We start from the raw sequence: 23,527 nt of genomic DNA, 5'->3' as shown, positions 1-23,527 counted from the left end.
TTTCCCGGCTCAGCTTTTCTTATTCATGGCGTACTGGTAATTCTCATAATGCCCGTGTCGGAAGAATTGCGCGGCACGACGGTGCGTGGCGTTAAGCACCACGCCATTGACCTCATACCCTTCCTGGGCGAATTGTGTCAGGGAAATATCCAGTTCATCTGGCGTGGTGACTTCAAAACGCGCCACCATCAGGTTCACGCCGGAGTAATTAGCAATGATCATGGCATCGCCCACTGCCATCACCGGTGGCGTATCGAAGATCACCACATCGTAATGCTCGCTTGCCCACTGGCAAAAAGCCGGAAAACGCGGCGTCAGCAGCAATTCAGAAGGATTGGATGGCGCCGTTCCCCGCGTCATCACATCCAGATTGCTCACCCGGGTGTGATGAATGGCCTGCCCGAAGGCCAAACCCGACGACAACAACTCAGACAATCCGGGCGCATAACCCACATTGAAGATGTTGTGCAGATAGCCGCGTCGCATATCGGCATCCACCAGCAAAACCCGCAAATCAGACTGCGCAAACACAACGGCCAGATTACTGCTGATAAAACTTTTACCAATATGGCTGGTGGCACCGGCCAGCATCAGGATTTTATTTTCAGCCTGTTTAAGCTGGAAATACAGGCTGGTGCGCAGGCTGCGGATGGCTTCAATGGCGCTGTCGTCCGGCGCGGAAATGGCCAGTAAGGGCTCACTGACGCCACTGCGTTCACTCTGCTGCTTTTTCGAATAAGGGATGCTGCTGAAAACGCTGAACCCCATTTGCCGGAGTTGGTCCGAGCCGCTGATCCCGCGCCTGAAAACATTACGAATAAAGACCAGCACGATGGAAAGCACCAGGCCGAGCACCGCTCCCGTCAGCACCAGCTGGCGGTTTTTAGGGTAGATCGGCTGAGGTAAAACCTCTGCGGCATCAACAATATGGACATTCCCTACCGTGCTGACCGTGTCAATATTCAGCTCCTGCTGTTTATTGAGCAGCAACATGTAAATGTCCTGCGCCGACTGGACATCGCGGGTCAGGCGAAACACATTTTGCTGCGTTTCCGGCATGGCGCTGATTTTATTGCCCAGCGCGGCTTTGGCTTTTTCCAGTGCCTGCTTCTTCTCAAGCAGTGCCCGGAAGGCCGGGTGTGCCGGGGTATAGCGTTTTGAGAGGTCCGACTGCTCCACTTTCAGCGCACTGAGCTGAGAATCGATTTCCACACCGGAATCCAGAATCGTGCGGGCTTCCATCGGTAAATCTATCGACCCCCTCTCTTTGCGAAAAAGATTCAGCCGGGATTCTGCTTTTTCCAGCTGAGCCTTGATGAGCGGCAGTTGATGCTGAACAAACGTCAGGCTTTTACGCGCTGATTCAGATTTTTTATCAATACTTTTATGCACATAGTTATCACTGATCGAACTTAATATGCGCCGGATAGTTTTGGGATCTTCGCCCAGCAGCGAGAGCCGCAGCATGCCGGTATCCTTCGACGATTCGACCACATTCAGGTTTTTCTCGAGGTTCTTTATTGCCTTAAACGGATTGATTTTGGTCAGCGTGAAACGGGTACCCGGCGAGGCATCACCCTGGCTGACGACAATCGTCATACCCTCTGCATTCAGGGCTTCCCCGAACCGGCCATGCATCGCGACATTGTCACCTGCCAGACTGAACCGGCCCTCATCCAGAATCGTCAGGGTGAAAGGCTGATCCAACCTTTCCTCGGGTACGTTAAACACAGGAACCGTGACCTGAACGTTTCTTTGCCCCAGTAACCGGGCACCGGCTTTGGCGAGATTAAGGAATTTCTCTTGCTCGATCTCGATGTCGAGCCCCATATCCTCCACCGATTTACCCAGGACTGAACGTGATTTTATCAGCACTATTTCCGTACTGGCCGACGAAGTGTCATCAGGCTGAAGGCCATACAACTTACTGAAAATATTCTCCGTGCCTTCTTTTTCAAGCTGGATCAATGCCTCTGCCTGAAAAACCGGGGGCGAGATGATGCCCCACATCAATGCCAGCACGATACCCGCTGCGGTCAAAACGACAATCAGCACTTTACTGTCGAGCAACACGCCCCACAGATAACGGACATCGACCAGATAATCTTCCCCCCTGATCGGCTTTACGACTCCCTGCAACTTCTGCATTCTGGATCCTGTTTCTTTTCTATTTGTCATTTATGTCTAATGCCCGGCCCCAACCTTGCGCAGAAGTGATGAGTTGCTGAGCGATGTGTTCATGCACCGCAAGGCTGCGGTTGAAAGGATCGGTAATATCTTGTTGTGAATCCCAGTAGCTAAAAAGCATGGTTTTCCCTTCAGCCTCCGGGACAATGCGTGCCAGCATGGCGATCTGATGTTTTTCCATCACCAGAATTAAGTCCTGACGACGGCATAACGCCGCATCCAGCTGCCGGGCGCAGTGCCCCCCGGTATCAATCCCGTAACGCGCAGCGACAAGGGCGGCATCCCGGTCAATGTCATGCCCTCTGAGCGCCATCAGCCCGGCAGACCGGATGTCGTGCCCGGGTAAATACTGGCGCAACAAGCGCTCCCCCAGCGGCGAACGACAAATATTGCCCACGCAAACCACCAGGATGCGCTGACAACTCAGTCTGCCCAATTTTGGGTCCAGCGCGCCGATTCCGTCATGTTGTGGACACCTGCGATAGTGGGCACCAGCTGACTGATCACGCGATTCCAGCGGGTCACCGGCGCGGTGGTGACATAGACGATGTCATAGGGCTGCAAACGGAATTCGGTGCCTAAAATCAGCGCCGTGGCATCTTTTGCGTTCAGCTGATAAATACTCGCTATTTTGGCGTTTTCGGGCTTCTTACCCCGCAGCGAACGGATAACAAATATCCCGCTGGCATCACTGCTTATCTGATCCAGGCCTTCGGCATTGCCCAGCGCTTCCGTCAGCGACATGCCACTGCGATCCATCTTCAGGGTCGCCTGCTTTTTCACTTCGCCCATCACAAACACTTTTAAGTCGTCATTGCGCGGGATGTAGAGAATATCGCCCGAGGTCAGCAGAGTGTTTTGGGTGAGATCGCCGTCTTGCAGCAACCCGGCCAGCGAAAGCGGCAACTCTTTTCCGTTGCGGGTTAATACCACATGGTTCCAGTCCGCATTTTCGCTGATCCCGCCCGCCTGATTGATGGCATCCATCACGGTCAACGGCACATTGGTAATCGAAACATTGCCACTCTGCGCCACGGCACCGGTCACAAAGACTTTTTGCGAACGGTACTCCGCCACGCTGACATCCACCTGCGGGGAGGTAATGAACGTGGCCAGCCGCCGGCTCATCAACGTTCGCACTTCAGCGGCCGTTTTACCTTTCACCACCACGTTGCCCACGTAGGGATAGAATATTGTGCCGTCAGCGTGGACTGCGTTTCCGCTGCCGCCACTGTTACGCAGTTGCCCGTCTGGCTGAGTCAATTCAGGGTGCTCCCAGAGCGTAATATTCAGAACATCACCGACACCGATCAGGTACTGATAATGTTGTACAGCGTGATCGAGTTGCGGATTCGCTTTCGCGACAACGGGTATTGCGCGCTGACGGTCAATCAACTGCGGCGTAATGGGATAGACATCCACCAATGCATTAATTTCCGCGCCATATTCCGGGTCGTTGATAATATGTTTTCCTGACGTCGTTAAATGACTTCCGGGAGCCCACTGGCAGCCAGAAAGTAATAGCGCAGCCGACAGCAGCGCAGAAGAAATTTTATATTTTATTATTTCCATCAACCTGACTTATTTATCGAAAAGGACACTTTTACTTTTGATTTAATTCTTACAGAGTCATAAATAAAAACCATGGCATTAATAATGGCGAACAAAACGACACGCATAAATTCTTTTTACGCCTTTGGGACAGGCAAAGACAATAAGCCTGAGCAACCGAAAACCTATACAAAGGAATGATTGTTGATAAACATTTTAGATACTGCAATGGCAGAAATGACATTATGAGCTTCTGTCAAAAGACAAAAACAAACCTTAAGTTCAATCACTTACATTTCAATTAAGCTATATTAAAAATCTCACGAAAGCAACTCCTCGAAATTTCATCGCGGATGAAGCACGCCTTAATATTTAAAACTTATCATGACAAATGAAAATAAATCGTTATCGAAAGGAGTAACATTGGATGTTTTATGATGAGTTAATGTCATTTAATCTTATAAAAAGAGGAGTTAATAAGCAGGATACGTGAGGATGTTCACAAATTTATTCAACATTGTACCAGAATATATAAATAAGAATTCTATTTAGATAATGATCTAAAAGTCTTAAAAGTCATGCCCGAATAAAAACAGACTTTATTATCCGGGCACCTGGTTAATTACTCCGCAATCACATACCCCATCACACGCTTCCAGCCGACCGGTTTTTTCTCAATATACACACCCTGTAATTCCGGTGAGAAACCAGGCAGCAGGTTGATGCCCTCTTCCAGCGCCATAAAGTAACGTTGCACCGCGCCGCCCCACAGTTCGCCGGGCACCACACACAGCACACCCGGTGGATAAGGTAAGGCACCCTCTGCGGCGATGCGGCCTTCGGCTTCGCCAATCGGCACCAGCTCGATATTGTCGCGGATAAACTCGTTGTGCGCGTCCTGCGCATTCATCACCACGGGCGGGAAACTCTTCTCGCGGAACATCTCTTTTTGCAGCTCTTTCACATCAAAACTGACGTACAGATTATGCATTTCCTGACACAGCTGGCGGATGGTGTAATTGCGGTAGCGGTCTTCGTTTTTACGGTAAACCGTCGGCAACACTTCGCTCAGGGGCGCATCTTCTTCGATGTACTGCTCAAAGCGGGCGATCTCCTCAACCAGCAGCTGCATTTTGGCCGGGGTTTCCGCCGGGGTCAGCAGGAACAGAATGGAATTGAGATCGCACTTCTCGGGCACGATGCCGTTTTCGCGCAGATAGTTCGCCAGAATGGTCGCCGGGATCCCGAACCCGGTGTATTTACCGGTGGTCGCATCAATACCCGGCGTGGTCAGCAGCAGCTTGCACGGATCGACGAAATACTGCTTCTCTGCATAACCTTCAAACGCATGCCAGCGCTCGCCCGGCACAAAGTCAAAGAAACGCACATCATTGGCCATTTGCTGCGTGTCATGGTTCTGCCATGCCACGCCGTCGACTACCGGCGGCACGAACGGCAAAATCATCGTGCACTGTTCGAGCAACATCTTGCGGGTTTCGATGCCGAGCTTCACACACTCCATCCACATGTGTTTACCACTGCCACCGGCGTGAATGCGCGCATTGACGTCCAGCGCGGCAAACAGCGGATAAAACGGGCTGGTGGAAGCGTGCATCATAAAGGCGTTATTAAGCTTTTTATGGCTGCAATGGCGTTTCTGGCCTTTGATGTGATTGTCTTTTTTGTGGATTTGCGACGTCTGCGAGAACCCGGCCTGCTGCTTATGCACCGACTGGGTGACGATGATGCCCGGATCGTTTTCGTTCAGTTCCAGCAGCAGCGGCGAGCACTCTTTCATCATCGGAATGAACTGCTCGTAACCGACCCATGCCGAGTCAAACAGGATGTAATCACACAGATGGCCGATTTTATCGACCACCTGACGCGCGTTGTAGACCGTGCCGTCGTAGGTGCCGAGCTGAATGATGGCCAGACGGAACGGACGTTTTTCGCCGGCACGTTCTGGCGCCACCCGCGTGATTTGCTGACGCAGATAGGTTTCATCGAAACAGGCGGCATCGATTCCGCCGATAAAGCCGAACGGGTTACGCGCCGTTTCCAGATACACCGGCGTCGCGCCTGCCTGTAACAGCGCGCCATGATGGTTGGATTTATGGTTATTGCGATCGAAAAGCACCAGATCGCCACGGGTCAGCAAGGCATTGGTGACCACTTTGTTGGCCGCCGAGGTGCCGTTGAGCACGAAATAGGTTTTGTCCGCGTTAAACACTTTGGCGGCATATTTTTGCGCATCTTTCGCTGATCCTTCATGGATCAGCAAATCGCCCAGTTTGACGTCCGCATTACACATATCAGAGCGGAAAATGTTCGGGCCATAAAAATCGTAGAACTGACGCCCCGCCGGATGGCGACGGAAAAATTCCCCGCCCTGATGCCCCGGACAGGCAAAGGTGGCGTTCTCCATTTCGACATACTTTTTCAGCGTATCGAAAAACGGCGGGAACAGCGCTTCTTCATAAGCCTGCGCCGCAGATTCAATCTGCGCGGCATAAAACGCCTGATTCGCATCAGATAGCGTAATCACGCCTTTCAGCGCCGGTAAAAACTCAGGTGAAACCTGCTCAGTTCCCTGCACGGCAACAAACGCGGGGATGCCAAACCCCAGGCTTTCGATCTCCGCCAGCCTGCCGTGGTTCAGATCCCCGACAGAAATAATGATCGCCGCGACGTCGGCAAAATCGGCGCGACGCAGGTCAGCCACCAGACGGGCGGTCTGGAGGTAAGGGGAAACGGAGGTGCTTGCTGCAAGTTTTAAAAGTTTCATTCAGACTCTCAAACAGTTAAGTAAGAGGGTGTGCCACAGGGCACGGCAATGAGCTGGTGCTTACGTCATAAGAGAAAATGCGCAGAGTCCAGCCCGGCAATTGACGCTGGCCTGAGTGAGACGGAACGTTGCCGTGAGGGCAATGGGAGACAGTTCGCGTTTCATGCTCAGCCGCGTCTGACAGACAACAGTAAAATCAGAGGAGTGGCGGGTGTCATTCTCTGTTTTTAATCATGCCTGACAGCGAGCAAAGGGTAGGCTTACCGCATGAAAGGATCTGCAAAAGGAGGAAAACTGACATCGTGGTGTTGACAGCACCCGGAGATCATCATCAGATTTTTTCTGCACGAACATAAAGCCACTGCCGCGCGATGTGATAAACCAGCCATGCCGCAACCCTCTTGAGCTGTCGCGTGAAAACGGGATCAGAGTTGTTTAATAAATCGGCGCAATAATGTCATCTTTCTTATCCCTGTTCAACCCTGAACATTGGGCGAAATTCTTTCAGAATGCGACATCCCGCCGCGGTCAATTGTGGTGTTTTTGCAAGGCATTCACGCGTGCCTGAAAGAGATGAAGGGAAAACCGGCAAATCGTCGTAAAAAACATCAGTCGGGTGACGAACCCGGCGGTTGTCACAAAAACCCGTTGACGACACATGCCCAATACGGTTTAATGCGCCCCGTTGCCCGGATAGCTCAGTCGGTAGAGCAAGGGATTGAAAATCCCTGTGTCCTTGGTTCGATTCCGAGTCCGGGCACCATATTTAAAGAAACCCGCCATTGGCGGGTTTTTTGCTTTCTGAGATACGGACTCTCCATCGAACTGCGTTCGATTATTCGTCTCATGCTGAGACTCACCCCTGCGGGGTCAGCGCAAGCGCTGCTCAAAGACGCTGCGCGCCTTTGTCCGAGTCCGGGCACCCTGTTTAAAGAAACCCGCCTATGGCGGGTTTTTTGCTTTCTGAGCTGCGGACTCTCCATCGAACTGCGTTCGATTATTCGTCTCATACTGAGACTCACCCCTGCGGGGTCAGCGCAAGCGCTGCTCAAAGACGCTGCGCGCCTTTGTCCGAGTCCGGGCACCCTGTTTAAAGAAACCCGCCTGTGGCGGGTTTCTTGCTTTCTGATGGAATCAACAACTCACGCCTTCCGCCATCCCCGTGTCAGGACCTTTTCTATCTCGACAATCACAAACAGCGCGACGCCGATCAGCAATCCGATGATCCAGTAGATGAACGGCAGCGGACGTGTGCCGAACAGTGTGTTCATCAGCGGGACGTAGATGATGATCGCCTGCAGGGCGAACAGCACGACAGTGACAATCCAGATCCCTTTGTTTTGCAGCAGACCACGGCTGAGGGAGAAATTATCCGAATCGCGGCAGTTGATCATGTAAACCCATTGCGCGGTCACCAGCGTTTGCAACAACACGGTGCGGATGAATTCCGGTTCATAGCCACGGGGTTGCAGCCACGCCTCAAGGATAAATGCGCTGATGGAAATCAGTAAACCGACGAAGGCCACGCGCCAGATGGCGTATTTATCCATCACATGCGCGCTGACGTTACGCGGCGGGCGACGCATAACGCGGCTTTCCGCTTTCTCAAACGCCAGCCCGAAGGAGAGCGTGGCGGACGTTGCCATGTTCATCCACAGGATTTGTACCGGCGTCAGCGGCAAAAGATTGCCCATCAGGATCGCGATGATGATCAGCAACCCTTGCGCAAGGTTGGTCGGCATGATGAACAGAATGGTTTTCTTCAGGTTGTCGTAAACCCGACGACCTTCCCTGACCGCGTTGGCGATGGTGGCAAAGTTGTCGTCTACCAGGATCATATCGGCAGATTCTTTGGTGACCTCCGTCCCTTTTATCCCCATCGCAATACCGACGTTAGCCTGCTTCAGCGCGGGGGCGTCGTTTACACCGTCGCCGGTCATCCCGACGATTTCACCGGTTTCCTGCAAGGCTTTCACCAGCCGGAGTTTATGTTCAGGGCTGGTGCGCGCAAAGATATCAAACTGCACGGCGGCCGTTCTGAGCTGCGTGTCATCCATATGCTCCAGCTCATAGCCGGTGATGGAGTTGCCGCTGTTGCCAATCCCCAGCATTTTGCCGATAGCCATGGCGGTTTCCTGATGATCACCGGTGATCATCTTGACGCGGATCCCGGCCTGCTGACATTCAGCAATCGCGACAATCGCCTCAGGCCGTGGCGGATCCATCATGCCCGCAATGCCGATCAGCACCATGCCCTGATTCAGCTCCGGGTGATCGAGCGCGGTGACCGGTTGATCGACCGGCTTCCAGGCCGCCGCCACCATACGCAGCCCTTCGCTGGCATATTGCGTGATCGCCGATTCCCAGTAAGCGCGATCCAGCGGTTGTGCGCCTTCCGGTGTTTGCTGGAACTGGCAGAGTTTGAGCAGCACATCCGGCGCGCCTGTCAGCATCACTTGTGACTGGCCGTTTCGCTCGCAGGCAATCGCCATGTATTTATAGAGTGAATCAAACGGGATTTTACTGCTGATCTGATGCGCCACCTCCGGCAGATGTGCCTTGGCGGCCAGCACTTTCAGCGCGCCTTCGGTCGGGCCGCCGGTAATTTTCCAGTGCCCCTGCGCATCCTGCGACAGCGTGCTGTCATTACACATATCCACCGTGCGCAGAAACTGGGTCAGCAGCGGCGAAGAGTCCGCAGGCTGCGGAGTGGCCTGCCCGGCAAGGGTGAAACTCCCCATCGGCTCATAACTGCTGCCTTCCACCGTCCAGACGTTGTCCGCCAGAATCACCGCTTTGACGGTCATCTCGTTCATGGTCAGCGTGCCGGTTTTATCTGAACAAATCACAGACATCGCGCCCAGCGTTTCCACCGTCGGCAGTTTCCGGATGATGGCTTTGGAACGCGCCATCGCCTGCACACCCAGAGAAAGAATGATCGAGATGATGGCCGGTAACCCTTCCGGCACCGCGGCCACCGCCAGGCTGATGACAGAAAGCAGCAGTTCACCGAACGGAATATCGCGCAGCAAATAACCGAAAATCAGCAACGCCGCCATCATGAACAAAATGATGACGAAAATGGATTTCCCCAGTTTGTCGATCTGCACCAGCAGCGGCGTTTTGTTGTCTTCTATCGAGGAAAGCATCTCATTGATATGGCCGAGTTCGGTGTGGCCGCCGGTGGCAAAAACCACCCCGCTGGCGGTACCGGAGCTGACCGTGGTGCCCGAGAAGGCGAGGTTCTTGCGATCGCCGATGGATTTCTCCCCCTCCAGCGAATCGGTTTTTTTCGAGACCACGGTCGATTCACCGGTGAGAATGGCTTCTTCAACACGCAGGTTATGGACGTCGATCAGGCGCAAATCGGCAGGGATTTTGTCACCGGGACGCAGCAGAACAATATCTCCCGGCACAATTTCATCGGTCCCCACGGTAACTTGTTGTCCGCTGCGTAATACCAGCGCTTCACTGGAAAGCATATTCTGAATGCTCTTCAATGATTTCTCAGCATTATTTTCCTGAATAAAACCGATCAGGGCATTAATGACTGCCACGCCTAATATCACCAGCGTGTCTACCCAGTGTCCCATGATCCCGGTCACCACGGCGGCGGCCAGTAATATATAAATAAGGATATCTTTGAAGTGAGAGATAAACTTTATAAATAAAGACTTACCTTCTTTTTGAGGCAACACATTCGGGCCATATTGCCTGAGTTTATTTTGTGCTTCCTCGGCAGTCAGCCCTGAGAGCCCGGATTGCAGGCCGGCGAGGCTTTCTTCTACGCTCAGCTGATACCAAAGTTTATCCGATGACGACGGTTGTGCAGCCTGTGGCGTTGTATTATCCATAATCCTTTGACCCCTGAAATGGTTCACGAATAAGAGAATAACAAACGAATTATCGTGCAGGTTTCTGGCAAGATACGTAAAGCTGTATAAACTATAATATACCGTGTTAAATAGTGTTAATTACCTGCCCGGAAAAACGAATAAACAAATAAAAACAACAGCTCACACCCGTCATAAGGGAATGCAGACATGATGAAATAAGTCAGTAAGATTACATGTAAATCCCTGCATATATTGTTTGTATTTATTATTTCGCGCGTTGTTCAATGAGGGGAAGTATTTTGAAAACTCGTTTTTCTCTCACGCTGGTCATCGCTTTACTGATAAGCGCCTGCGATCAGAAAACCCCGGATGCGCCGGTCTTACCGCGCCAGGTCAAAGTGGCAACGGCAGACGCCGTAAGCCTGGCCAGTACGCGGGTCTTTCCGGCACGGATCCTGGCCGGTGATAACACCGACATCGCCTTCAAACGCCCCGGCCAGCTCGATGCCTTAGACGTACGCGAAGGCCAGGCGGTAAAACAGGGGCAAATTCTCGCCCGTCTCTCCAATAATGATGCCCGCCAGCGGCTCAACGATCGCCGGAGTGCGTCCACGCTGGCCCAGCGCCAGTTCGAACGTTACCAGACGCTGGCCCGCCGGCACGTGGTGTCACAGGCCGAACTGGAAGTTCACAAAGCCAGCCGGGATTCTGCCCTCGCCGCGTTGAAAATTGCCCAGGAAGAACTGAACGATTTGAATCTGGTCGCCCCGTTCAGCGGCGTTATCGCCCGGCTGAACGTACGTAATCATCAGGTGATTGCGGCCGGGCAACCGGTCGCCACGCTCAGCCGCGCCGATGTGCTGGATGTCATTTTCAGCGTGCCGGAAAACCTGTTCACCAGTCTGGATATCCGTAACGCGCAGTATCGCCCGTTAGTGCGCATCAACACCCTTCCCGGCCGCGATTTCACCGCCAGTTACAAAGAACACACCGCCAGCAGCGAGGCCAATACTTTAACGTGGCAGGTCACGCTGACCATGCCGCGCCCGGAAAACTTCCCGGCGGTGGCCGGGCTGAGCGGCACGGTGACCGTCAATCCGGCAAACCTCGCCACCGCAACGCCTGACAACACGCTGGTTGTTCCGGTGGAGGCGGTCTTTAACCCGGACAGCCAGCAGCGCAATCAGGCACACGTCTGGCTGATTGCCGGAGAAGGCGACAAACTGCACGTCGAAGACCGAAAAGTGACGGTGGGTGAGATGACGTCGCGGGGGATTGAAATCACCGCCGGGCTTGAGAAAGGAGACAGGGTGGTAGCCGCCGGCGTGGGTGAATTACACGCGCAGCAACCGGTACGCATCTGGACGCGGGAACGGGGTCTGTAATGGGCATCAACGACAGCTTTATCAATAATCCGACGCGCGTATGGCTGGTGATCCTGCTGCTCGGCGTGGGCGGGTTGATGGCATTATTCAACATCGGGCGGCTGGAAGATCCGGCGTTTACCATCAAAACCGCCGTCGTTTCGGTGCAGTATCCCGGCGCCTCCTCGCAGCAGGTGGAAGAAGAAGTGACCTTGCCGCTGGAGAACGCCCTGCAACGCCTGCCTTACGTCGATAACATCACGTCAATTTCCGCCGTCGGTTTATCGCAAATCACCGTCAACATTGACTCCCGCTATCACTCCTCCGAACTTCCGCAGATTTGGGATGAACTGCGCCGCCGGGTGAATGACGCCACGCTGCAATTTCCGCCGGGCGTCAGTGCGCCCTTTGTGAATGATGATTTTGGCGACGTGTACGGCTATTTTTTCTCGATTTACGGCGACAGTTTTACCAATCCTGAGCTGCGCAAATATGCCGAACAGCTGCGCAGGGAACTGGTGCTGGTGCCGGGCGTCGGCAAGGTCGCCATCGGTGGCATCCTTCCTGAACAGGTCACGATTGAGATTTCCCGCGCAAAAATGGCGGCGTACGGCGTCACGCTGGCGCGCCTTTCGACCGTGCTTAACCAGCAGAACAGGGTGTCGGATGCCGGCAGTATGACCGTCGGCAGTGAGTCGATACGCCTGCATCCCACCGGCGGATTTCAAAACATTGATGAGCTGAATAATGTCCTCATCAGCCCGGCGGGGTCGACGCACAGCATTTATCTGCGCGATATCGCCGTCATTTCTCAGGGTGTCAGCGATCATCCGGGCAATATTTATCATGCTAATGGCCGTAACGCGCTGACCCTCGGCGTCTCTTACATTCCCGGCGTCAATGTCATGAACATCGGTCACGCCATCGAAGCCAAAATGAAGGCTTTGCAGGCCGAAAAACCCGCCGGGATCCAGCTGAAAGTCTTCTACGATCAGGCTGCCGAAGTCAAAAAATCCGTTGACGGATTTATCATTAACTTCCTGATGGCGCTGGCGATTGTGGTCGGTACGCTGCTGATTTTTATGGGGCTGCGCAGCGGGATAATTATTGCGGTGTCACTGGCGCTCAATGTGCTCGGCACCTTACTTATCATGTATTTGTTTGGTATCGAACTTCAGCGTATTTCCCTCGGGGCGCTGATCATTGCGCTGAGTATGCTGGTGGATAATGCGATTGTGGTGGTGGAAGGCGTGCTGATTTCCCGTCAGCAGGGCAATCCGCTGCTCAACGCCATCTCACACATCATTAAGCGCTCCGCCCTGCCGTTGCTCGGGGCGACAGTGATCGCCATTCTGGCCTTCGCGCCCATCGGGCTCTCGCAGGATTCCACCGGCGAATACTGTAAATCGCTGTTCCAGGTGCTGCTCATTTCGCTGATGCTCAGCTGGGTGACCGCCCTGACCCTCACGCCGGTGCTGGTGAAATGGGCGTTTGCCAATATGCCGGTGGCGCAGAAAAAACCCGATGAACAGGCAGACCCTTACGGCGGCTGGATATTTCGCGTTTACCGCCGCCTGCTCAATGCGTTGCTGATCCGCCAGACCGTGACGCTGGTGGTGCTGGCGGCGCTGCTGGTGGCTTCCGTCTGGGGCTTTAGCTTCGTCAGGCAGAACTTCTTCCCTTCCTCGAACACGCCGATTTTCTTCGTCGACCTCTGGCTGCCTTACGGCACCGATATCAACTACACCGCCAAAATCGCCGGTGAAATCGAAAAAAACATCAACGGGCAGGAAGGCGTAGAAAACACCGTGACCACCGTCGGCCAGGGAGGAATGCGGTTTATTCTGACCTACAACGGCCAGCGCCAGTACTCTAATTACGCGCAAATCATGGTGCGGATGGACGATCAGCGCAAAATCGCCGGGCTTGTCCAGCGCACCGAGCAGGAGATCCACCAGAATTTCCCTGAAGTGAATGCCCGTCTGAAACGCATCATGTTTGGCCCTTCCGGCGACAGCGCGATAGAAGTGCGGATCAAAGGTTCTGATCCCGACACCTTGCGCAATATCGCCAGCCAGGTGGATCAGATAATCCTGGATGACGGCGCAGCCGACGGCGTGCGTAACGACTGGCAGGATCGCAGCAAAATGGTTCGCCCGACGTTCTCACCGTACCTTGGCCGCGAGCTGGGCGTTGACAGAGCGGAAGTCGACAGTGCGTTGCAGTTGAATTTCAGCGGCAGCACGGCGGGGATTTACCGCGACGGCTCCACGCTGATGCCCGTGGTGTTACGCCCGCCGGCGGATGAACGGCTGGATGTGGATCACATGGCCAATATCATGGTGTGGAGCCAGACGCGTCAGCAGTTTATTCCGCTGAGCAATGTGGTGAGTGAGTTCCGCGTGGAGTGGGAAGATCCGCTGATCATGCGCCGCGACCGTATGCGCATGCTGACGGTGCAGACAGACCCGGATGCGGCCACCGGGGAAACCTCCGGCGACATGCTGGCGCGCATCAAACCGAGCGTCGAGGCCCTGAAACTGCCGCACGGCTACAGCATTGAGTGGGGAGGTGATGCGGAGAACTCCGCCGAGGCGCAACAGGGGTTATTCACCACGCTGCCGATCGGCTTCCTGATGATGTTTATCATTACCGTACTGATGTTCAGCTCGCTGAAAAACGCCATCGCTATCTGGCTTACGGTTCCGCTGGCGCTGATCGGCGTCACCTTTGGTTTCCTGCTGACCGGCATTCCGTTTGGATTTATGGCGCTGATTGGTTTGCTCAGTCTGAGCGGCATGTTGATCCGCAATGGGATCGTGCTGGTCGAGGAGATCAATCAGCAGAAAAAAGTGAAGAGTCAGGCCGAAGCCATTGTTTACGCAGCCACCTCGCGCCTGCGCCCTATTCTGCTGACCGCCTTTACCACCGTGCTGGGGCTGGCGCCGTTGTTACTTGATGTATTTTTCCAAAGCATGGCAGTTGTTATCATGTTCGGGCTGGGATTCGCTACAGTGCTGACACTTCTGGTTCTGCCTGTGATTTACAACTGTTTTCATCGTGAAGGACAACGCAGCCAACAATGAACACCACGGGACTCAACATTATTAAAACCCTCGGCTGCCTGACCGCCGTCACCTTTTTCACCGTGTACAACACTTACGACGATTACAACTATAACTACGACACCGTATTGGCCTTTCTGACCTTTATCTCCACCATCGCCACACCGTTATTTTTTGTGGTCAACGGCTACATGGACGCCGGTTCCTGCTCTGAGGACACCACCTCTGAATGGCAGATGAGAAAGATCCGCGGGATATTAACCCTGTTTATTTTCTGGTTCTCCCTCTATTACCTGTGGGAGCCGTATCAGAAAGGGTATCTGATCCAGCCATGGTTTATCTTTTCGCTGGTGATCATTTACACCTTCCACACGCTGGTGGACTGGCTGGCTCAGCGCACGCGCGTGCTGGCGTGCGTGATTGCCGTCTTACTGATTTTCTCTTTCGCTTACGATCTGCTGGCGCTCTATTATCCGGCGCATCAGGCGTTATCCGTGCCCGCGCAGTTCCGCATCTGGACGTGGATCCTTTATTACCTGACCGGCCAGCTGCTCTTCGACCCGGCGGTTTCCAGGCTTTATGGCCGCCCGCGCGTGGCGACCTTCGCCGCAATGGCCATTCCTTTCGTGTATATCTTCACCTGGCTGTATGAGAAGCACTTTTTCTTCTCGCTGTTCAGGCTCGAGCGCAACAGCTTCATCCTGACCGGCTCGCAGGTGTATCTGCTGGTGGTGCTGATCATCATTGCGGCCAACGGCGTGAAAGCAGACGCGGTGAAAAGGCCGGTCGGCGAAATGGTCGGCGCGCTCGGCAAAACCATGACCGGCGTGTATATCCTCCACTACACCTTTTTCAACATCCTGATCCAGTGGATCCCGATTCACTCACTGACCGCGAAACTCTTCGTCATCCTGCTGACGTTCCTGCTCTCGGTAGTGTCTTCCACCTTGCTGCTGAAAAATAGCCTGACGAAAAAGCTGATTACCTTCTGACAATATCCGCCGTGAAACCGGCTGAACGGGCATAAAAAAAGCCGAAGAATGTAGGTGCATTCTTCGGCTTTTGACCCGATTCGCTGAGCAGTCAGCGTGCTTCATCCATAGAGTTTAAGCCGGGCCGTGGCTTTGGCAGAGGCCAGATCGGCCTGTACCATCTCAATCACCAGATCCTGCAATGAGGTTTCCGGCCCCCAGCCCAGCTTGTGGCGCGCTTTCACAGGGTTGGCGGAAGCTTTGCACTTTTCCGCCGGGCGGATATAACGGGGGTCAACGGCCACGACCACATCCCCGACTTTTAACGCCGCGGCAATCGGGCTGATAATGGCCGCAATCACCCCTTTCTCCTCGGTACCTTTCCCGACAAAACGCAGTTTAATACCCAGCTCCAGCGCCGCGAAGGTAACGAACTGACGCACCGTATACTGAACGCCGGTGGCGATCACAAAGTCCTCCGGGCTGTCCTGCTGCAACATCGACCACTGCATTTTGACGTAATCTCTGGCATGGCCCCAGTCACGCAACGCATTGAGATTACCGAGATACAAACACTGCTCCAGCCCCTGCGTAATGTTCGCCAGCCCGATGGAGATTTTACGGGTGACAAAATGTTCGCTGCGGCGCGGGGATTCATGATTAAAAAGAATGCCGTTGCAGGCATACATACCGAACGTTTCCCGGTAATTCACCACGGTCCAGAAATCAGAAATCAACGCAATGGTTTGTGACGCACAAAGGCCGGAGGTCACCATTTCATTGATGGTCATGGCGTTAACCAGGCCGCACAGTTCGGAGGGCGAGGCATGATAATAACGGGTTTTATTCGCCAGCCCCTGAGAACGGATCCCTTCCAGCATGCGCAGCGCACTGATATTCGCCCTCATGGGAGGATAACAGGCGCGCAGGCATTCAGCGGTGGTCTGGCGCAGACTGCCCAGATTATAAATTTCATCTGGCCGCAGGGTGGCTAACAAATCATTCAGACTGGCATCATCAGAAAAATTTTCATCGTGAAGATGAAAATCCGGGGACTGAAGCATCAGTCCGTCAGCGGGAAATTCATTTTGCTCTCCCGCCACTACAGGAATATGTCGATTAATACCATGGACTGTATAGCCTTTTTTTAATAAAAGCTCAGCCAAATAAGAACCATCTTGTCCAGCTATACTGGTAATAAGTGCAACTTTAGACATACAGGATCCTTGGATTACAATTAAAAAGAACACATCTTTTTGGATGCACGATTAGAATTGTAAGGTCTTAAAAATAACAAATACAAACCAGACGTAAGAGGTGAAATAAGACAAGGTGAACGTAATAAAAAACCTAGTAGATTATTTTTTTGCTCTCGCTAAATTCATTCCATTTCCCTTTTATATATTCCTCCAGCTCGCGGTGAAAACGTTCTGCAGAAAATCGCATTGCATTGTCCCGGCAGTCTTGCGCAAGAATAGAATTTCCAATCATCTCGAACTGCCGCACGGCCTGTATCACCGAGGTCACACTCTGTTCGGCATAAAACAGCCCGGTCGCCTTCGTTTCGCCGTAAGGTCTGATGGTTTCGAGTACGCCGCCTTTGCCAAAGGCAATAACCGGTGTGCCACAGGCCTGGGCTTCCACCGGCGTAATGCCAAAATCTTCTTCCGCAGCAAAGACAAATGCCTTGGCGCGCCGCATATGATCCTGCATAACGGCATCGGGCTGATACCCTAAAATCTCGACATTCTTTTCGGCCTTAGCCTTAATTTTTGCCATTTCCGGGCCATCACCGATCACCACCAGCTTTTTATCCGGCATCTGGCTGAACGCCTCAACAATCAGATCAATACGCTTATAAGGCACCATGCGGGACGCGGTAAAATAAAAGTCCTCTTTCTCTTCCTGCAACAGAAAACGCGTCACATCTACCGGCGGATAAATAACATCCGCATCACGCCCGTAGACTTTTTTTATCCGGCGGGCAATGAACTGTGAGTTCGCCAGAAAGTGATCAACGCCGTTCGCCGTGCGGTAATCCCAGATCCTTATCTTGTGTAAAAACCAGCGGGCCAGTTTACCTTTCAGCCCCTTGTTTAATCCCGCCTCACGTAAATACTGATGCTGAAAATCCCATGCGTAACGTATCGGAGAATGCACGTAGCTGATGTGCAACTGGTCAGGGCCGGTTAATACCCCTTTTGCCACCGCATGGCTGCTGGACAAAATAATGTCATGTTTAGTCACGTCGAGTTGTTCAATGGCCAGAGGCATTAAGGGCAGATAGTGTTGATACTTTGTTTTGGCGAAGGGTAGACGCTGAATAAAAGAGGTGGTGGAGTCTTTGCCATAAAAAAACTTTCTCGACTCATCTGATAAAAAATCCACCACGGAATAGAGTTCAGACTCCGGGTATATTTTAATAAATTCCGCGATAACTTTCTCTGCCCCGGCAAATGTCACCAGCCAGTCGGCGACAATTCCAACACTTACATCATTTGACATAATCAAACCTCAGAATTTTTATTATTCTTTGCACAAAATAGCCAGAATACTTTGTGTCTGCTTTTGCATCAGGGCGATATTGCCGCGCGACTCCACATTCAGACGCACCACGGGTTCAGTGTTTGAACTGCGAAGATTAAAACGCCACTCTTCAAATTCAAGGCTGATACCGTCGGTATAATCGACGTGCAGTGCGTCGCTTTCATACACGGCCAGTACCCGGCCAATGGCTTCTTTCGGCTGAAGGATAACGCTGTTGATTTCCCCGGAGGCAGGATAGGCCTTGATCCGGTCATGAATCAGGGTTCTTAATGACTGGCCTTTCACTAACAATAATTCAGCCACCAGCAGCCACGGAACCATGCCGCTGTCGCAGTAATAAAAATCCCTGAAATAATGATGGGCACTCATTTCACCGCCGTAGACAGCATTTTCAAGGCGCATACGCTCTTTAATAAAAGCATGTCCGGTTTTAGACATCACCGGCACACCGCCCGCCTGAGTGACAATATCAATGGTATTCCAGCTTAAGCGCGGATCATGAATAATGCGCGAACCCGGGTGTTTTTCCAAAAATGCATCGGCGAGCAGGCCGACGATATAATAACCTTCAATAAATTCGCCGGTGTGGTCAAACAAAAAACACCGGTCAAAATCACCATCAAAAGCGATGCCCATATCAGCCTGATATTTGATAATGGCATCCGTGGTATCCTGACGGCACTCCGGCAATAACGGGTTAGGAATGCCGTTGGGGAAATTGCCATCAGGGTTATGATGAACCTTTATAAACTCAACCGGCACACCCGCCGCGATAAAACGCTGTTCAATCGCATCCACCACATGCCCGGCAGCACCATTGCCTGAATTAAGCACTAATTTGAGCGGGCGGCGAAAATGTGAAAAATCGATGTAGCCGATCAGTTTATCGACATAAGCATCAAGTACCGATGCCTGCTCATAAGTGCCGCGTTTTTCAGGGGCGATATCAGTAAACTGATTCACCTCGGCAAGACGCTGTATTTCGTGAAGCCCGGTATCGCCGCTGACGGGTTTTGATTCTTCGCGCACCAGTTTCATGCCGTTATAGTTCATCGGATTATGGCTGGCGGTCACTTCAATGCCGCCATCAAGACTGAGGTATGACGTTGCGAAATAAATCTCTTCCGTCCCCGTGACGCCAATATCCACCACGTCCGTGCCTGAATCTTGTAATCCCCTTGCCAGTGCCAGTTTTAATGCTTCGCTGGTTAAACGGACATCGCCCCCTACTACCATTTTGGTCGGCTTTAAATATTGCCCGTAAGCCCGTCCGATGCGGTAAGCGATATCTTCATTTAATTCAGTACCCAGTTCGCCCCTGATGTCATACGCTTTAAAACACGTCAATTTCCCAGACATAATTAACCCTCAAATTAACAACGGCCATAATGGTCTTTGATACGAATAATATCGTCGTCTTCCAGATAGGCGCCGGACTGTATTTCTAATATTTCCAGAGGGATCTTTCCGGGATTTTCCAGCATATGTTGCGAACCGATAGGAATAAACGTGGACTGGTTTTCGGTCAGTAAATATGTTTTATCATCCAGCGAGACTTTTGCTGTTCCGGAAAGAATGACCCAATGTTCAGCGCGATGGTGATGCATTTGCAAAGAGGATTTGCCGCCGGGTTTTACGGTTAAACGGTTTACGTGATATCGAACCGTATTCACCACATTGTCATTTCGTCCCCACGGGCGATATGACTCGCGATGCACACGATATTCCCTGCGCTCCTGATTTTTTAAAAACTCAACGACTTTTTTAACGTCCTGCACCTGAGATTTATCAATAATCAATACGGCATCTTTGGTATTCACAATCACCAGATTCTCAACACCAATGGCCGCAATAAATTTCTCATCGGTATTGATATAACAATTTGTGGCGTTATGAGTGAAGACATCACCGGTCACAGCATTGCCGTTCGGATTCTTATTATTGACCTCCCACAGCGCCGCCCAGGAACCTACGTCATTCCAGCCTGCATCCAGCGGCACAACGATAGCCTCGGTGGTTTTCTCCATCACGGCATAATCGACAGACTCGTCCGGGCAGGCGATAAAGGCCGCTTTATCCACACGGATAAATTCTTGCTGCTCATCAGGTTGCGCTGTTTCAATGGCTTTGAGACAGGCATCGAGAATATCCGGCCGGTATGTTGCCATCTCTTCCAGAAAGCGTTTCGCGCGGAACAAAAACATTCCGCTGTTCCAGTAATATTCGCCGGTTTCCAGATATTGCAGAGCGGTCTGTAAATCAGGTTTCTCAACAAAACGCTGCACCCGAAAAACGGGGGCAGACGGGTTGTTAAATTCCGTGCCGCGTTGAATGTAGCCATAGCCGGTTTCAGGCCCGGTGGGAACAATACCAAAGGTGACTAATTTCCCCTGTTCGGCAAAAGGAATGGCGTTGTTAACCGCCTGATGAAAGGCCTCGATATTCTCGATAACATGGTCAGCCGCCAGTACCAGTAATAAAGGATCATAATCCTCATCGATAGCGCTAAGTGCCGCCAGTGTAATAGCCGGAGCCGTATTTCTTCCGACAGGTTCAAGAATAATATTATTCGACAGCTGATTAATTTGTCGTAATTGTTCCGCCACCAGAAACCGATGCTCTTCATTACAGATCACCAGGGGGTTAGAAGTCTCTAAACCTTTTAAACGGGTAACTGTTTCCTGCAACATAGATTGCTCGCCATAAAGGCGTAAAAATTGTTTGGGATAAAGCTCGCGGGACATTGGCCATAAACGGCTACCGGTACCACCGGCCATAATGACGGGAAGGATCATAATTACCCTCTGAAATTTATTCATTTCAAGATTAGCCCCATAAATGAGACTAATAATTTAATCTGAAATGATATTGATAGTTAAAATATAAAAAATAATTTCTTTCGCAGTGAGAATAATAAAAAGGCGACAATAAGAGAAAAAACAAGAGTCAATGCATAAAGAAGTGAAACAGAGAGGTTAAGATATTTTTCTAAAAAGAAAATAACATAAGGATGAACAAAATAAACAGCTGCTGCAATCAAAGCGAAGCTTTTTGATTTTAAATGCGTAAAATAAACAACGTTACTTTTCATTAATAATATAAAAAGCAATGGGCAGAAAATCAGCAGCGAGATAATAAAATCAATGTGGTACGATATTTTTTTGAACAAATATATATTAGTTAAACAAAGTTCCAGTGAGAGAAGGAGGAAAGAAAAGAATAGCAAAATTACGCATCTGGTTTTTGACAATTTTTCAATCAGATTATTTTTGGCAATATATACTCCTATAAACATCATAGGAAAACCAAAGAACAAACCGTTTCTAAATATCCAGTACTGTGAGAAAACTTTAAACATCAGACTATCAGCCTGCAAAAATATTCGCGCATACTGCAAAATCCATCCGATGATAAACAAGGAGACACACAATAACAAAGCATACCGGAGATCTTTGACGTAATATAAAATCACGCCTCCTGATGCCATAGCAGCAACATACCAGAGGTGGTGATAGCCAAATAGAGCCTGAGAAATAAAAACAGCAATATGTTGCGGTGTGAGTCCGTCAGTCGGGATATACATTGGTAAGTATATTATCTGCCAGACTGCAAATAATAACAGGGCCCGGCACAGCCACTTCCTGAAAAGGAATTTATCCGTCACATATTGTTGAAAAAAGTATCCATTGATGATAAAAAAAATGGGCACTGCCATTCTGAAATAACCATCAACAGTGAAAAAATTAATTTTTCTAATTTCAGAAAAAACATTGACGTGAATAGCAACCACCATAAAAATTAGCAACAATCTGAATATATCAGCAGACTGGTTTCTTTCATTTATTGTTGAAGGCATATCGTCTCACTCAGGAATTAAATTTAAATCAGGGCAAGATCCTAAAACTTACTTGCGCTACTTTAACTGAGAACTGATGAAGGTATTATTAGAAGTAAATTTTCTCAGTCGATTTTCAGGTGCACTTACATTTCCTGGAGAAGAATATATTTCATTATGAGTTGCGTTATTATTTTTCAAGACAATGATCGCGCTGCAATCCTCACCGGTGACATTCTTGATGACATTGTATTTAGAATATATTGTCAATACGGCATCACAGTTTTTACCCTCTATCTTGTTCAATGTGTTAGGTTTCAGGGGGTTTAAAGTGTCTTTCATACTGTAAAATACTGATACCGCAGTCTTTGCGTTACCTATAAAAATATTTTCCACCACACAGCCTGAAGAGTTATTAATGAGGATACCTTCCGAAGTATTTGTTCTCCCCAAATCGGGAATAGTAATATTTTTTATGATGCAATCTTCGCACAGATTTGTAGCAACACCACTACCATTAGGGGTATTGGCAGTCATTGGCGCATCTTGTCTGGCATTATCTATCGTGCAGTTTGTCGAATTGGCAATGAACCCGATGGAGTAATAAGTTCTTCTTAAATCCGGCTTTATGACGACAAGATTTTTCGCAGAGCAGTTATGGTTAGAAGGCGTTTCTGGTGGAACATCGGAGCCCATGCCAATCAGCTGCGTCCAGCCCATCCCCCAGATATTGTATGCGTGACAATCTCTTGCGTTGACAAAGTTAATACCATATCCCCCCCAGGCTTGTTCATTTTCGGATGTAAAGATTGCCTGAAGCAGTACGTCATGAATGAGTGAATTTTCTGCCTGCACAAACTCAGGGTTATCTCTAAGATATTGTCTTTGAGCCGGATTTTTAAAGTCTGGATTGATGGTTGTTGATTTTTTTTTGCTTCGGTACCATTCATGAGCAAAATAGCTGTTTGCTTCCAGACTGGAACCAATAACGAAACCACCCCGCCCTTTATTAAAAATAGGATCTTCGAAGATGATTTTTGTTGTTGCTCCCTGCCCGTAAATTTCAGTATTACTGGACAAATAAATTGGGAAAGTTAACCGGTAATACTTAATGGGGTCGGGCAGGTGAATCCTCGCGCCACCTATTTGTTTCGCGTAATCACAGGCTTTCTGAAATGCCGGAGAATCATCATGGATCCCGTCACCCCTTGCACCAAAATCGACGATATTCAACAACGTCAACTGGCTAAGATCGACCAATTGCGAGAAGGCCGTATTCTGAATAAACCAGGTACTCAAGGTTGAAAGGCCTAGCAGGCGTAAAAATAAGCGCCGATTGACCCCATTGTTTATGTTGAGAGAAACGTTTTTATGTATCACTTATAA

The 23,527-nt window shown here is 50.8% G+C and carries 14 protein-coding genes and 1 tRNA gene; 4 read left to right on the top strand and 11 right to left on the bottom strand.

Going from position 1 to position 23,527, the window contains the following annotated elements:
- Nucleotides 1–9: 9 nt before the first annotated feature.
- From ABSH60_RS13775 to speF, 4 genes are all read right to left on the bottom strand, one after another.
- On the bottom strand, nucleotides 10–2,148 hold the full coding sequence (locus ABSH60_RS13775) for a polysaccharide biosynthesis tyrosine autokinase (protein WP_390974399.1): 2,139 nt from the start codon (nucleotides 2,146–2,148) through the stop codon (nucleotides 10–12).
- A gap of 19 nt (nucleotides 2,149–2,167) precedes the next feature.
- Nucleotides 2,168–2,623 (bottom strand): protein tyrosine phosphatase, encoded by a 456-nt coding sequence (locus ABSH60_RS13770; protein WP_238485289.1) that lies wholly within the window; start codon nucleotides 2,621–2,623, stop codon nucleotides 2,168–2,170.
- The gene (locus tag ABSH60_RS13765; protein ID WP_136374744.1) at nucleotides 2,611–3,759 is read right to left on the bottom strand and encodes a polysaccharide export protein; all 1,149 of its coding nucleotides are present in this window, start codon (nucleotides 3,757–3,759) and stop codon (nucleotides 2,611–2,613) included. The genes ABSH60_RS13770 and ABSH60_RS13765 overlap by 13 nt, the downstream gene beginning before the upstream one ends.
- A gap of 601 nt (nucleotides 3,760–4,360) precedes the next feature.
- Nucleotides 4,361–6,523: an ornithine decarboxylase SpeF gene (gene speF, locus ABSH60_RS13760; protein ID WP_136377455.1), complete on the bottom strand. Its 2,163-nt coding sequence runs from the start codon at nucleotides 6,521–6,523 to the stop codon at nucleotides 4,361–4,363.
- A gap of 687 nt (nucleotides 6,524–7,210) precedes the next feature.
- On the opposite strand from speF, the gene ABSH60_RS13755 reads away from it, so the two are divergent.
- Nucleotides 7,211–7,286 (top strand) — tRNA-Phe (locus ABSH60_RS13755).
- 379 nt (nucleotides 7,287–7,665) lie between these two features.
- Here ABSH60_RS13755 and ABSH60_RS13750 read toward each other — a convergent pair.
- Nucleotides 7,666–10,377 carry a cation-transporting P-type ATPase gene (locus tag ABSH60_RS13750; protein WP_056773314.1) on the bottom strand — a complete coding sequence of 904 codons (2,712 nt, stop codon included), beginning with the start codon at nucleotides 10,375–10,377 and terminating at the stop codon, nucleotides 7,666–7,668.
- Between the two features lie 281 nt (nucleotides 10,378–10,658).
- Here ABSH60_RS13750 and ABSH60_RS13745 point away from each other — a divergent pair, with 281 nt between their 5' ends.
- Genes ABSH60_RS13745 through ABSH60_RS13735 form a run of 3 tightly spaced genes read left to right on the top strand, consistent with a single transcriptional unit; the run spans nucleotide 10,659 to nucleotide 15,780 of the window.
- Entirely contained in the window at nucleotides 10,659–11,744 is a 1,086-nt protein-coding gene (locus ABSH60_RS13745) for an efflux RND transporter periplasmic adaptor subunit (RefSeq protein WP_122096358.1), read from the top strand.
- A complete protein-coding gene (locus tag ABSH60_RS13740; RefSeq protein WP_390974396.1) occupies nucleotides 11,744–14,809 on the top strand; it encodes an efflux RND transporter permease subunit in 3,066 nt (1,021 codons plus the stop codon). The genes ABSH60_RS13745 and ABSH60_RS13740 overlap by 1 nt, the downstream gene beginning before the upstream one ends.
- Complete coding sequence (locus tag ABSH60_RS13735; RefSeq protein ID WP_390974394.1) at nucleotides 14,806–15,780, top strand: acyltransferase family protein; 975 nt, start codon at nucleotides 14,806–14,808, stop codon at nucleotides 15,778–15,780. Before ABSH60_RS13740 ends, ABSH60_RS13735 begins: the two co-directional genes overlap by 4 nt.
- A 101-nt stretch (nucleotides 15,781–15,881) precedes the next feature.
- Here ABSH60_RS13735 and ABSH60_RS13730 read toward each other — a convergent pair whose 3' ends face one another.
- The 6 genes from ABSH60_RS13730 to ABSH60_RS13705 form a co-directional block, all read right to left on the bottom strand.
- A complete protein-coding gene (locus ABSH60_RS13730) occupies nucleotides 15,882–16,976 on the bottom strand; it encodes a GDP-mannose 4,6-dehydratase (RefSeq protein ID WP_390974392.1) in 1,095 nt (364 codons plus the stop codon).
- A 133-nt stretch (nucleotides 16,977–17,109) separates the two neighbouring features.
- A complete protein-coding gene (locus ABSH60_RS13725) occupies nucleotides 17,110–18,264 on the bottom strand; it encodes a glycosyltransferase (RefSeq protein ID WP_390974390.1) in 1,155 nt (384 codons plus the stop codon).
- Nucleotides 18,265–18,285: 21 nt separating this feature from the next.
- The gene (gene cpsG / locus ABSH60_RS13720; protein WP_056773333.1) at nucleotides 18,286–19,665 is read right to left on the bottom strand and encodes a phosphomannomutase CpsG; all 1,380 of its coding nucleotides are present in this window, start codon (nucleotides 19,663–19,665) and stop codon (nucleotides 18,286–18,288) included.
- A 14-nt stretch (nucleotides 19,666–19,679) separates the two neighbouring features.
- The gene (locus ABSH60_RS13715; RefSeq protein ID WP_390974388.1) at nucleotides 19,680–21,101 is read right to left on the bottom strand and encodes a mannose-1-phosphate guanylyltransferase/mannose-6-phosphate isomerase; all 1,422 of its coding nucleotides are present in this window, start codon (nucleotides 21,099–21,101) and stop codon (nucleotides 19,680–19,682) included.
- An 80-nt stretch (nucleotides 21,102–21,181) separates the two neighbouring features.
- Nucleotides 21,182–22,162 carry an acyltransferase family protein gene (locus ABSH60_RS13710; protein ID WP_390974386.1) on the bottom strand — a complete coding sequence of 327 codons (981 nt, stop codon included), beginning with the start codon at nucleotides 22,160–22,162 and terminating at the stop codon, nucleotides 21,182–21,184.
- Nucleotides 22,163–22,219: 57 nt separating this feature from the next.
- On the bottom strand, nucleotides 22,220–23,521 hold the full coding sequence (locus ABSH60_RS13705; RefSeq protein WP_235533409.1) for a glycosyl hydrolase family 28-related protein: 1,302 nt from the start codon (nucleotides 23,519–23,521) through the stop codon (nucleotides 22,220–22,222).
- Nucleotides 23,522–23,527: the final 6 nt, after the last annotated feature.

This window comes from Rahnella sp. R3(2024), from assembly GCF_042920125.1.
Taxonomy (GTDB): Bacteria; Pseudomonadota; Gammaproteobacteria; order Enterobacterales; family Enterobacteriaceae; genus Rahnella; species Rahnella rivi.
Note: the sequence above shows the minus strand (reverse complement) of the source record. Positions and strands in the feature narration are given on the sequence as shown.